This window comes from Xanthomonas sp. 10-10 (genome assembly GCF_040182365.1).
GTDB classification, from domain to species: Bacteria; Pseudomonadota; Gammaproteobacteria; order Xanthomonadales; family Xanthomonadaceae; genus Xanthomonas; species Xanthomonas arboricola_F.
This window is the reverse complement of record NZ_CP144460.1, coordinates 1019085-1032057: the sequence shown is the minus strand read 5'-3', so window position 1 is coordinate 1032057 and position 12973 is coordinate 1019085. Positions and strand designations below refer to the sequence as shown.

Sequence of the window (12973 nt, the reverse complement as noted above, 5' to 3'; positions counted from 1 at the left end):
TTCAAGGTGGATGCAACGACAAGGACGGGGAGAGCGCAGCCCGGCGTCAGGCCGCGCGTTTGGATGCAAGCGCGCAGGCTATTGCTGAGGGTTACCAGCCGAAACCGGCACCCACGCCGATCGAGCTGTCATCGCCGCTCAGCGCACCGCCCACGGTCAACGTGGCGCGCGGGCTGATCGCACGCTGGTAGCCCACCGACAACGCCGACTCGCCGTTCTGGAAACCGACACCGGCACCGATGCGGTTTTGCGAGGCGATACCGGCCACGCTGGCGGACATGTTCAACATCGCCGAGCTCATCGCGCCCTGACGATCCAGGCGACGGTTCTGCCGACGCAGACGGTCTTCGATATCGCCCTGATAGCTTTCGAAGCTGTCGGCCATCGCGCTGTAGCGGCTGTCGGTGTAGCTGTTGGCCGCGGCGACGCCGCTGTCCAGCTGGCCCTTGTTCACCGCATCGGTGGCACGCGTACCGGCCGCCACATTGGCCACCTGCCGCTCGCCCCCGACGCTGCCCACCGACACCGTGTTGGCGCGATCGGCCACCGAGCCCTGACCCAAGGCCACCGCACCTTGTGCACTGGCGCGTGCGCCCTGGCCGATCGCGGTACCGGACGCCGCACTGACCTGCGCACCCTCGCCCATCGCCACCGCATTGGTCGCCACCGCCGCAATCTGCGTATTGGCACCCACTGCCGTGCTGCCGTCGGCATTGACGCGCGCATTGCTGCCGATCGCGGTGTCGTTGGGGCCGTGCGCGTAGGCGCTACCGCCGATCGCGGTACCGGTCACGTGGTTGGCCACTGCCGACGCACCGACTGCGGTGGAGGTTGCCGCCGGCGTGATGCTGCCGACCACTGCCGCCGTCGGGGTGCCTTGCACGCCATCGGTTGAGCCAAGGCTGCGTGTCGCCGTGTCGCCAGCTGCAGCGACAACAGCCGTCTGCGCGGCCGCGGTGGATGTGGATTGCACAGCGTCCACCGCATCGCCTGTAGCGCCCGCCCCCATAGACCGCGCACCTGCCGACGTCATGCGCGCTGCAGACGCGCGCGATGCGGTTGCAGTCCCCGCACGCGCATCCAGCTCGGTGACCTTGCTGTCCAACGCAGTCAATGCAGCCCCCACGTTGCTGTAACTGCTGCCTTGAATCACATAGGTCGGCGCAACGAACACACCTTGTGCGCCGATCGCCGCACCGCCACCGAGAAAGCTCGCCGCATTGCTCAACGATTGGAACAGCTGGCCACCGTTGATCGCCTCCAGGCTGCCGGCGGCGATCGCACCGGCACCGACGTTGACGAGACGACGCGTTGCCGGACCGCCACGGCCGTTGCCGTTACCCACCGACACCACATTCACCTCGCTGCTGCGTGCGCCCGCGCCCAACGCCACCGAATCGGCACCACTGGCACCGGCATTGGCTCCCAGAGCAACCGCGTTGCGACCGCTCTCGCGGGTAAAGGCGTTGTAGCCCAGCGCCAGGCTGTTGTTGCCCAGTGCGCGCGCCTGTACCCCCAAGGCCACTGCGGCACTGCCCGCTTCGCCGACGAATACACCGACGCTGGCATCGCGCCCGATTGCAATCGCATCCGGCGCATCGGCCTTGGCATTGGTGCCCAAGGCGATGTTGTCGCCGTAGAAGATCGAGGTATCGGCGCCGCTGCCGATGGCAATGCTTCTGGTCGATGCGGCACGCGCGTCGTAACCGATGGCAACCGCTTGTTCGGCCTGCGCGGACGCAGATGCGCCCAGCGACACCGTGCGTGGCCCGAACGAGCCAGCGCTATGGCCGATGGCCACCGCATCGACGTTGTCGTCGTTACCGAAGACATTGGCGTTGTAGCCCAGCGCAATCGCGTAATCGGCCTGGCTGCGCGCACCGGCACCGATGGCGACACCACCCACCCCCGAACTGGCTGCGTTCTGCAGCGTGTTGCTAATCAGCGAATAGCCGCCGATGGTGACGCTGCGCTCCCCGAAGGCTGCCGCGCTGCTGCCCACGGCCACGCTGCTTTCGCCGTTGCTCAGCGCGTCGAAACCGACCGCTGTGGTCAACCTGCCTGCGGCGATCGCATTGAAGCCCAACGCCGACGAAGCAGCGCCACGTGCGGCCGAAAAGCCGCCGAGCGCCGTCGTGGTGTCTTCCCGTGCCTGGGCGCCGAAGCCGACTGCGGTGGACTGCGCGCCGACTGCCGATGCACCGGTGCCGACCGCCGTGGCGAACGTCTGCATCGCAAGCGCACCGCCACCCAATGCCAGCGCACCGCGCGCCTGTGCGGTGGTCGCACGCTCCTGTTGACCGACGATGAAGCCGCTGGCATCGAACAACGGCACACTGGCCACACCGCCCAACGCGACGGCGGATGCATCCGACGCGCTGGCATTGCGGCCAACCGCCACCGCATCGCGGCCGACTGCCGCGCTCCCGGAGCCGAAGGCGTTCGCGCCCTCGCCCAGCGCATTGCTGGCGCTGCCCAGCGCAATGGCGTTGCTGCCCTCTGCAAATGCGGCCGGCTCGTCCACATCGGACTTGGCCGACGCCAGCTGGCTGTCCAGACGCAGGGCAACTGCACGCACGCCATCGAGCTGGCCCACGTTCACCGCGTCGGTTGCTTCGGTGCCGGCGGCGACACTGGTGATCTGTCGGGTCAATCCGGCCTGCACATCGCCCACCGACACCGTGTTGCTGCGGTTCGCATACGAATGCGCGCCCAAGGCCACCGCGCTGGCGGCCGAGCGGTTCCAGGCGTCGTCGACCAGGTTGCCTACCCGCGCACCGTAGCCGATCGCCAGCGCATCCACGCCATATGTCTGCGCGTCCGCACCGATGGCGGTATTGTTGCCATTGAACCAGGAGGTGGCCGCACGCGCGCCCAGTGCGATGCTGTTGTCGGTCACGCTGGCTGCGTCATAGCCAATCGCCAGCGCACCGTCGCCGGACGTCAGCGCCCCGCCACCCAGCGACACCGCACGTGGCGAAAACGCGCCGGCGGAATGCCCGATGGCGATCGCATCGGTATTGCCCGGCCGATTGGGGAAGATATTGGCGTTGTAGCCGATCGCAATCGCGTAATCGGACTGACTCTGCGCACCTGCGCCGAGCGCGATGCCGCCAAGCCCGGTCGCCGCATTGATCGCGTTCTGCGTGCTTTGGCTGGCGCCGCCGATGGCGACGCTGTCGGCACCGCTGGCAAGCGAACTGTTGCCCACTGCCACCGTGCTGATGCCGGTACCGCGTGCGCCAAAACCCACTGCAGTGGCGAAATCGGCGCTTGCGTTGGCGCTGTAGCCCAGCGCCGCACCGCCAAACCCGGAGACCTGCGACAGGCCGCCCACGGCAGTGGCACCATCCTGCGACGTGCGTGCGTGATAGCCCAGCGCCGTGCTCTGCACACCGGCGGCAATGCTGCCGGTGCCGACCGCCGTCGTCAGCGGGTCGACTGCCTTGGCACCGCCACCGATTGCGGTGGAGGCGACGCCGGTGGCCTCGGTGGTCTGCTCGCTGCTGCCGACGACAAAGCCGAATTCGTCGTAGTCGTACACCGTTGCAACGCCGCCAACCGCCACCGCAGAGGTACCGATCGCCACCGCATTGCGCCCCACTGCCGTGGCATCGCGCTCCAGTGCCAGGCTGCCCGCTCCCAGCGCGCTGGCGCCATCGGCAAGCGCATTGCTTGCCGCCCCCAGCGCAATGGCGTCGCGCCCGTCGACGAAGGGAGGCAGGTCGGCATCGTCTTCGGTCGGCATCGACGCGGTGGCCATGGAGGTCGGCGCTGCGGCACCGGCAACCAGTCCCGTCGACGCACCAGCGGCAGCCAGTGACTGCGCGCACAGACGTTGACCATCGACCACGCTGCACTGCGTGGCCGGATGGCGCGCCTGCGCCATTGCGTCGACCGCGATGGAACCGCCCGCCAGCACCATGCAGATGGCAGCGGCAAGGCCACCGCGTGCATGCACGCGGCACCGCGCCTGCATGTTCGAGATAATCGGGTAATGCGTCGCCTTGCCGGAGGGCGACTGCCCCTCGGCATTTTCGATATTCTTCATTAAACACTTACTCCCCATTATGGTCTGGCGTGTGAGAACCGACCACCGCACGCCTGATCGGCGCGCAGTCCCCCTGAGGTTTTATCGAGCGCAGCAGCTCTCCTTCACCGGAATTCACCCGGAAAAGAAGCGACAGTTGAGTGCGTAGCGGACGAGCGACGCGTACTGGATACGTAACGCTCGATGAATTTATTGAAAACCCGAATAACTAAATGCGAATCGCATCACGCACACAGAAAAAATTACCTTCGATTCTAATAACTAGCATTTTTGATAGTTACTCGAAGCAAACCTTATGGTTTTTACGGAACCTTGTTGCGGTTGCGCAGCCGCACCTGATCACGCGCCGCAGCTTGTCGATCGCCGCGCTGCAGCCCGGTGTGGGACACGCTGCCGGCTGGGCAACCCCACCGACCACCACGCAGGACCAGACTGACCAGAACGCGCCAGCAGTCGTCCAACACATGGGGATTGCACGCGTCTTCGGGCGACAGCACCGACGCAGTGCGATGTGCGGCACAGCCCGTCACACCAAGACAGCCATGCACGCACTTGCGATGACGTGACCGCGCACGCCATGGCAGCACACGAAAACGGCCGTGTGCATCGCTGCACACGGCCGTCGGCGGAGGCACGCGACGCGCACTCAGCGCACGCGGCTTCGGATCATCGACTCAACCGCACCACACCCGCGCGTTTCGGAACATCCGCAGCCACGGCGAATCGTCGCCCCAGTCGGCCGGATGCCAACTCAGGTTTGCCGTGCGCGGCGTGCGCTCGGGATGCGGCATCAGGATGGTGGCGCGGCCATCGGTACTGGTCAGCCCGGTGATACCGTCCGGCGACCCGTTCGGGTTGAGCGGGTACTGCGATGCCACCGCGCCGTTACCGTCGACGAAACGCAGCGCCACGCGTGCGGCGGCCTGGTCCACGGCCGTGTCGAACTCCGCACGGCCTTCGCCATGCGCCACTGCCACCGGAATCCGCGAGCCGGCCATGCCGCGCAGGAAGATCGACGGCGACTCCACCACCTCCAGCAACGCGGTGCGCGCTTCGAACTGCTCGCTGCGATTGCGCAGGAAACGCGGCCAGTGCCCGGCACCGGGAATGATGTCCTTGAGCTGGCTGAGCATCTGGCAACCGTTGCACACGCCCAGCGCGAACGTATCGCTGCGCGCGAAGAACGCGGCAAACGCATCGCGCAATGCCGCGCGTTCCAGGATCGAGGTGGCCCAACCGCGGCCGGCACCCAGCACATCGCCATAGCTGAAACCGCCACAGGCGGCGAAGCCGGAAAACTGCGCCAGATCCACGCGCCCTTCGATCAGGTCGCTCATGTGCACGTCGAACGCGCTGAACCCGGCACGTTCGAAGTTGTAGGCCATTTCGATCTGCCCGTTGACGCCCTGCTCGCGCAGGATCGCCACCTTGGGCCGCGCACCGGTCGCCACGAACGGCGCGGCCACATCCTCGGACGGGTCGAACACCAGCTTGGGACGCAGGCCGGGCGCCTGGAAATCGCGCGCCAGCGCGCGCTCCTCGTCGGCGCTGTCGGGGTTGTCGCGCAGCTTCTGCATGGCGTGGGTCACCGACCACCAGGCATCGAACAATTCTTCCCAACGCCATTCCGCCAGCACACGCCCCTGCCCGCTCACGCGGATACGCGGCGCGCCAGTGGGGCGTGCGATGCGCTGCGCGCATTCGGTCAGTGCATGCCGCTCGACCAGATCGGCAAACGCGGCGCGATCTTCGCTGGCGATCTGCACCACGGCACCGAGTTCCTCATTGAACAGGCTGCGGAACGCGTCTTCGCCCCACGCATCCAGGGTGATATCCAGGCCCTGACGCGAGGCAAAGGCCATCTCGCACAGCGCCGCAAACGCACCGCCATCGCTGCGATCGTGATAGGCCAGCAACAGCCCGCTCTGGCGCGCATCGCGGATCAATTCGAAGAAACTGCGCAGCCGCTGCGCATCTTCCAGGTCCGGCACTTCGCCACCGAACGCCGGCAAGGCCGCATCGTCGGCATACACCTGCGCCAGTACCGAGCCACCCAGACGCTGCTTGCCGCCGCCCAACCCGATCAACCACAGCTCGCTCTCTTCGTCGTTGCGCAACAACGGCGTCAGCTGCGTGCGCACATCGCCCACAGGCGCGAACGCACTGATGATCAGCGAGACCGGTGAAACGCTCTTGTGCGTTTCACCGGGAATGGGGAATGGGGAATGGGGAATGGTGGAAGCGGAGGGCTGCGGCGTTTCGCCATTCCCGATTCCCGATTCCCCATTCCCGACAACCCACTGCGCCTGCATCGACAGCGAGTCCTTGCCCACCGGCACGCTCAGCTCCAGCGCCGGGCACAGCTCCATGCCGATCGCACGCACGGCGTCGTACAGCAAGGCATCTTCGCCGGCATGGCCGGCCGCGGCCATCCAGTTGGCCGAGAGCTTGATGCTGTCCAGCGTCTGCACCGGAGCAGCGCACAGATTGGTGATTGCCTCGCCCACCGCCATGCGCGCGGACGCTGCTGCGTTCAACAGCGCCAGCGGAGTGCGCTCGCCGATCGACATCGCCTCGCCAGCGAACGTCTCGAACCCGGCCAGGGTGATCGCACAGTCCGCCAGCGGCAGCTGCCACGGCCCGATCATCTGCTCGCGCGCGGTCAAGCCGCCCACGCTGCGGTCGCCGATGGTGACCAGAAAGCTCTTGGACGCCACCGTGGGATGCGCCAGCACGCGCAAGCCAGCCTCGTGCAAATCCAGCCCGGCAGTCTGCAACACCGGCCACTGCGGCGCCGGCGGATGCACCGCGTCGCGATGCATCTTCGGCGCCTTGCCGAACAGGACATCCATCGGCAGGTCGATCGGGAGCGGGGATTGGGGATTGGGGATTGGGGATTGGTTGGAAGCAACGGCGGACCCGGCGACTGACGAATCGCTTTCGCGAATCCCCAATCCCGAATCCCCAATCCCGTCCCCAAACACGCCATAGCCCACCACCAGCCGCTCCTCGGCGGTGGCCACGCCGACGGCGGCGAACGGACAACGCTCGCGGGCGCAGATGGCGGCAAATTCGTCCAGCCGCGCCTGTGGCACGCCCAGCACGTAGCGTTCCTGCGATTCGTTGCACCACAGTTCCAGCGGCGACAGCGAGGGGTCGTCGGTGAGCACGCGACCGAGGTCGATGATGCCGCCCACGCCCGAATCGTGCAGCAGCTCGGGAATGGCGTTGGACAGCCCGCCCGCACCCACGTCGTGGAACCAGCGGATCGGATTGTCGATCCCCAGCGCCACGCAGCGGTCGATGACCTCCTGGCAGCGGCGCTCCATCTCCGGGTTCTCGCGCTGCACGCTGGCAAAGTCCAGCGCCTCGGCGCTGTCGCCGGCCGCCACCGAACTGGCCGCACCGCCGCCCAGGCCGATCAGCATCGCCGGGCCGCCCAGCACGATCACCGCATCGCCGGGCTGCAGGCGCAGCTTTTCGACCTGGTTGCGATCGATCGCGCCCAGGCCGCCGGCCAGCATGATCGGCTTGTCGTAGGCACGGGTCAGGCCCGGGCCTTCGGCCAGCTCGAAGCTGCGGAAATAGCCGAGCAGGTTCGGCCGGCCGAATTCGTTGTTGAATGCAGCGCCGCCCAGCGGCCCGTCGAGCATGATGTCCAGCGCCGGGGCCATGCGCGGGTTCAGCGCGCGCGGCGCTTCCCAGGGCTGCGGCAAGGTCGGGATGCGCAGATGCGAGACGGTGAAACCGGTCAGGCCGGCCTTGGGTTTGCCGCCGCGGCCGGTGGCGCCCTCGTCGCGGATCTCGCCGCCGGCGCCGGTGGCCGCACCGGGAAACGGCGCGATCGCGGTCGGGTGATTATGCGTTTCCACCTTGATGGCGAATGCCGACGGCAGCACCGCTTCGCTGCGGTACTGGCCGGTGGCCGGGTCCGGGCGATAGCGCGCGGCCGGCACGCCTTCCACCACCGCCGCGTTGTCGCTATAGGCCGACAAGGTGTGCTGCGGGGTCTGCTGGTGGGTGTGCTTGATCATGCGGAACAGCGAGCGTTCCTGCGGCTTGCCGTCGATGGTCCAGCTGGCGTTGAAGATCTTGTGCCGGCAGTGCTCGGAGTTGGCCTGGGCGAACATCATCAGCTCGACATCGGCCGGGTCGCGGCCCAGCTCGGCGAAGCGTTCGCGCAGGTAGTCGATCTCGTCCTGCGCCAGGGCCAGACCCAGGTCGCGGTTGGCCTGCTCCAGCCCATCCAGTGGCACGCGCTGCAGATGACCGGGCTCGGGCACGTTGAACAGCGCTTCGGCGGCAGCGGCCGAGCCGAGCAGCGACTGCGTCATCGGATCGTGCAGCAGCTTGGCCACGGCGGCCTGCATCGCCTCGTCGGCCGGCCAGCCGGCCAGATCGATGCGGGTGCCACGCTCCACGCGCTGGATCGGCTGCCCGGCGCCGCGCACCAGTTCGGTGGCCTTGCTCGACCACGGCGACAGCGTGCCCAGGCGGGGCACCACGTAGCGCGAGGAAGCCGCCTCGGCCCGCGGCGCGGGGGCGGCTTCGGCCTGCAGGATCCGCTGCAAGGTGGCCTGGTCAGGCGCTTGCCCGGCCTCGGCGCGGATGAAATAGACGTGCCAAGCGCCGGTGATGCGCAGCGCGGGGACGAGGGTTTGCAGGCGGGTTTCGAGCCGAGCGCGGCGGAACGGCGAAAGGGCGGAAGCGCCCTCGAGGACCATCATGTCCGGGGAACCGTGTCAGAAACGGGGCTGCAGATTGTAACGGAGCTGATGGGCCGGCGCCGGACCTGGCGTGGGTGGGCCACCGATCTGTCGGCTGACGCGTCGCACGGACTGCCCCGATTCGGCGCATTCCGGCCCGATGCGGCAACGGCGAAGACGGATGGCGATGCCAGCAGGAAGTGCGGCGCACAGCTGTCGCCGGCCTGGGTAACAGCGCGCGTGCGAGGTCAGCAGCGTTGGCCGAAGCCGGTCCGCCGCTGCTCCAACCCCACAGCGCGGCTGACAAAACGGCGGTGCTCACCACCAGGCGGGTGCGGCCGGTGCCGGGTGCGGCATGGACCACGCGTACACGCCGGCTCCTCTGCGCCATCCCTGCCCATCTGACGACTGCCCGCTAAGTTTGTCAGCCGCTCTAACCCCGAAACGCAAGAGGCCGGAATGCATGCGCATTCCAGCCTCTTGATCGATCACACCAACCGCCGCAGCGGCCAGCCTCCAGGCAGCATCATCGCGCCGCCAACGGATCCCTCAGCGGCTGCCGCCGGCAGTGGTGACCGCGCGCTTTTCCAGCGCTTCGCGCAGCTGCGCCGGTGGCAGATAGCCACCGAGCTGGGTGCCGTCCGGCGCAAAGATCGCCGGGGTGCCGTTGACGCCCAGACGCTGGCCCAGCGTGTATTCCATCGACACCGGATTCTTGCAGTCCTTGGAGTTCACCGGCTGGCCCGACTTGGCTGCCGTCAGCGCCTGCTTGCGGTCGGCCGCGCACCACACGGCAATCATTTCCTTGTGGTCCTGGCTGCCCAGGCCCATGCGCGGGAAGGCCAGGTATTCCACCGCGATGCCCTGCTTGTTGAGCTCGCCGATCTCGCTGTGCAGCTTGCGGCAGTAGCCGCACTCCACGTCGGTGAACACGGTCACGGTGTACTTGGGGTTGGCCGGTGCGAACACGATGCGGTCGGCCTTGGGCACGGTCTCCAGCTGCTTGCGGCGATACGCCAGCAGGCCCGGGCTGGCGGCGAACTGCTTGTTCTGGATGTCGAACGGCTGCGCCTGGATCAGGTAACGGCCGTCATCGCTGACGTACAGCACCTGCCCGCCGACCACCACTTCGCGGAACCCGGGGAACGGCGCGGCGCCGATGTAATCCGGCTTGAAGTCCGGGTCCAGGGCCTTGAGGGCGGCGCCGACGCGCTGATCCACATTGCCGGTCGCGGCGGGGGCGGCAGCGGCGGCTGGCTTGGCGCCGGCGTTGCTTGCCGCAGGCTGCGACGATTGTGCGCAGGCGGTAAGGCTGAGCGCGCCCAGCAGCGCGGCGATGGCAAGACGATACATTCACGCATCCAGTGGAATCGGGGTGGCTCGATTCTCGCACAGGGTGGATGAAGCCTGGCAGCGGCCGCGACAGTTTGTTCGCTCGCTCGCCGGCGAGTTCGTGGCACTCCCGGTCCGGACAGACGGATTGTTGCGCTTGCTGTCGCTGCGTCAGCGCTTGCGGGCATTGACGCGGGAGTCGGCACGGCGGGATTGCCGGTGACGGCCGTCGCGCCCGGGTGCGCTCCTACGTGTGTGATCCCGGGTGTGCTTTGCTTGCTGTCCTGCGGCAATTCACCGTGGCCTGGGAGCCGGCCATGGCGCTGTTACGCAGCATCAGGCGTGGCGTGCGACTTCCTTGGGGCGCAAACCTCGGCCACGATGCGGCAAGGCAAGCGCTGGCAACACCTGACCGATAACCAGCGTGGCGCATCGCATTCCGCGCGTCACGTTCTATGCTGTGGCGATGTCAGCCAGCAGCCCTGCCGAACGTCGCCAACTCACCCAACAGCTGCCGCCGGTGCAGGCGGCCGATACCGCCGCCATCGAGCGCTTTCTGGATCGCTTGTGGGCCGAGCAGGGCGTGGCGCGGCAGACGCTGGACAGTTACCGGCGCGACCTGGAAGGGTTGGCACGGTGGCGCGACGGTGCCGGCGGTGGATTGCTCGGCATCGATCGGTCGGTATTGTTCGATTACCTGCGCTGGCGGACCGAGGCCAGGTACTCGCCGCGCAGCAATGCCCGACTGTTGTCGACGTTGCGGGCCTTCTACGGCCTGTGCCTGCGCGATGGCGTGCGCAGCGATGATCCCACTGCCATGCTCGACCCACCCCGGTTGCCGCGCTCGCTGCCCAAGGCGCTGACCGAAACCCAGATCGAGGCCTTGCTGGCGGCGCCGGATGTCCAGGCACCGCTTGGCCTGCGCGACCGCGCCATGCTCGAGTTGATGTACGCCGCCGGCCTGCGGGTCAGCGAGCTGGTGAATCTTCCGGCGGTGGGCGTCAACCTGCGCCAGGGCGTGCTGCGAGTGACCGGCAAGGGCAGCAAGGAGCGCCTGGTGCCGCTGGGCGAAGAGTCGCAGCATTGGCTTGAGCGCTATCTGCATGAGGCGCGCCCGCTGCTGGCCGGTCACAAGGCCGTGGCCGCAGTCGACGGGCAGGTGCCGTTGTTCATCGATGCGGCACGCCAGCCGCCCAGCCGTCAGCACTTCTGGACCTTGGTCAAACGCTATGCGGCGGTGGCCGGCATCGACCCGGCCACGGTCAGCCCGCACGGCCTGCGCCACAGTTTTGCGACCCACCTGCTCAACCACGGCGCAGACCTGCGCGCGCTGCAGATGCTGCTGGGCCACAGCTCGCTATCGACCACCCAGATCTACACGCTGGTGGCAAGGCAGCACCTGCAGAAGCTGCACGCCAAGCATCACCCTCGCGGTTAGCGAACCTAGCGCAAGACCCAGCACGCGCGCCGCATTCACTCGTGCGCATCACACAGGCAGGAGCGCACCTGGGCGCGACGCTGTCATCGGAAAGCCCTTAGGTCAAACGTGCCCGGATCCCAAGCACGGCCTGGGTGACACGAGACGGCGCGAGCCCACATTGTTTCCGGAGCGCCTGGACCGCAGCGGCGACAGGCCCCTGCGCCGCCACCGAGGCTCTGGCCGCAGCCACCTGGCGGACCGCACAGCCAGCGTCGGCCGCTGTGCGTTGGGGACTGCATTAGTGCAGCGCGGCGTTGCCGCATCGCTGGCGCCGGCTATGCTCGCGCCATGACTTCGATCGCCGCATCCGATTCCCCACGACCGGCCGCCCTGCTGCACTGGCGGCTATTGTCGATGTGCTACGACGCCTGGCCGGTGCTGGCGCTGTGGATGCTGATTTCGGCCGCTTTCACCCTGGGTTTCACCCTGGCCGGGCACCCGGCGCGCGAAAACATCGCACCGTTCAGTGCCTGGCAGTGGCTGCTCTGGCTGTGCTGCTGGGTCGCCGCCGGGGTGTACGCCACGCTGAGTTGGCGCCGCGGCGGCCAGACCCTGGGCATGCGTCCCTGGCGACTGCAGCTGGTCGGCCCGCAAGCCTCCTGGCGCGCGCTGTGGATCCGCTATGCGGTGGGCACGCTGTCGCTGGCCTTGGGCGGACTAGGATTCTGGTGGGCCTGGGTCGATCGCGATCGGCTGACATGGCACGACCGCGCCAGCGGAACCAGAGTGCAGCGGATGGTCAGACCCAAGGCCTAGCCTATGGCGCTCACCGCCGTGCCGGTGCGGCCGATGCTCGATGCGACAGGGGCGACCCGCATGCTCAGGTTCTGAGCGCGCCGTCCGCACCCACCTGATGATTGGCTCGCCACGTCTTCCTGGTGGCTCACACTGTCAGCGGCGCTACGCGGCACGCGCACGGCGTGAGGGACGCACAACCGGGACCAGACCACAGCGACTTTCAAGCCACCGGCCTGACGGTTGGATGTGGATGTGGCAGCGACGGACCGGCCCCCGCGAGTCCAGCTAATCGAGGTCGCGTTATAGACAAAAGCAGGGCGGCAGCAGAGTGAAACTCACTGTCCGCGCCCATCCGTATTGGATGGGTCTTTCCAAGCCGGGCCATGGTCTCTGAAGGTGTTCTCCAGCGCGCGGCCCAACAGATAAAGCGCCAGGAACATGGGCGCCACCATCAGCGTATAAGCCGTCGCCCAGGATAGCTGGACCGGCAGGCGCGTCAGGCCCAGGCCATCTGCAACCATCATCTGCAACATCACTGGCAGTTGCTTCCACACCAGTTGGCTTTTGTAGTCGACCTGCGGGTCGTGCGCAAAGCGCTGACAGAACGCAATCAGTGCCGCATACGGCACGCACATCGCCAATCCGGTCAGGCTCAGCCGGCGCACG

At 67.5% G+C, this 12973-nt stretch carries 6 protein-coding genes and 1 other RNA gene; 3 read left to right on the top strand and 4 right to left on the bottom strand.

Annotated elements, in window-relative coordinates; translation table 11 throughout:
• Positions 1-91: 91 nt before the first annotated feature.
• Together VZ068_RS04310 and purL are read right to left on the bottom strand one after the other, a co-directional pair.
• A complete protein-coding gene (locus VZ068_RS04310) occupies positions 92-3979 on the bottom strand; it encodes a YadA-like family protein (protein WP_349657648.1) in 3888 nt (1295 codons plus the stop codon).
• Positions 3980-4725: 746 nt separating this feature from the next.
• The gene (gene purL / locus VZ068_RS04305) at positions 4726-8778 is read right to left on the bottom strand and encodes a phosphoribosylformylglycinamidine synthase (RefSeq protein ID WP_349657012.1); all 4053 of its coding nucleotides are present in this window, start codon (positions 8776-8778) and stop codon (positions 4726-4728) included.
• Positions 8779-9112: 334 nt separating this feature from the next.
• On the opposite strand from purL, the gene VZ068_RS04300 reads away from it, so the two are divergent.
• Positions 9113-9187, top strand: a non-coding RNA gene (locus VZ068_RS04300) — sX9 sRNA.
• A gap of 119 nt (positions 9188-9306) precedes the next feature.
• Here the strand turns inward: VZ068_RS04300 and VZ068_RS04295 are convergent.
• Entirely contained in the window at positions 9307-10110 is an 804-nt protein-coding gene (locus VZ068_RS04295; protein ID WP_039425013.1) for a DsbC family protein, read from the bottom strand.
• Between the two features lie 445 nt (positions 10111-10555).
• On the opposite strand from VZ068_RS04295, the gene xerD reads away from it, so the two are divergent.
• Both xerD and VZ068_RS04285 read left to right on the top strand, forming a co-directional pair.
• The gene (xerD, locus tag VZ068_RS04290; RefSeq protein ID WP_349657011.1) at positions 10556-11527 is read left to right on the top strand and encodes a site-specific tyrosine recombinase XerD; all 972 of its coding nucleotides are present in this window, start codon (positions 10556-10558) and stop codon (positions 11525-11527) included.
• Between the two features lie 330 nt (positions 11528-11857).
• Entirely contained in the window at positions 11858-12325 is a 468-nt protein-coding gene (locus VZ068_RS04285) for an RDD family protein (protein WP_349657010.1), read from the top strand.
• A 317-nt stretch (positions 12326-12642) separates the two neighbouring features.
• On the opposite strand, the gene VZ068_RS04280 is transcribed toward VZ068_RS04285, so the two are convergent.
• Complete coding sequence (locus tag VZ068_RS04280; RefSeq protein ID WP_259154994.1) at positions 12643-12972, bottom strand: hypothetical protein; 330 nt, start codon at positions 12970-12972, stop codon at positions 12643-12645.
• Between the last annotated feature and the right edge of the window lies 1 nt (position 12973).

Coding starts and splice junctions, on each gene's coding strand:
- VZ068_RS04310 (WP_349657648.1), bottom strand. CDS start 3,979: ATGCAGGCGCGGTGCCGCGTGCATGCACGCGGTGGCCTTGCCGCTGCC.
- purL (WP_349657012.1), bottom strand. CDS start 8,778: ATGATGGTCCTCGAGGGCGCTTCCGCCCTTTCGCCGTTCCGCCGCGCT.
- VZ068_RS04295 (WP_039425013.1), bottom strand. CDS start 10,110: ATGTATCGTCTTGCCATCGCCGCGCTGCTGGGCGCGCTCAGCCTTACC.
- xerD (WP_349657011.1), top strand. CDS start 10,556: ATGTCAGCCAGCAGCCCTGCCGAACGTCGCCAACTCACCCAACAGCTG.
- VZ068_RS04285 (WP_349657010.1), top strand. CDS start 11,858: ATGACTTCGATCGCCGCATCCGATTCCCCACGACCGGCCGCCCTGCTG.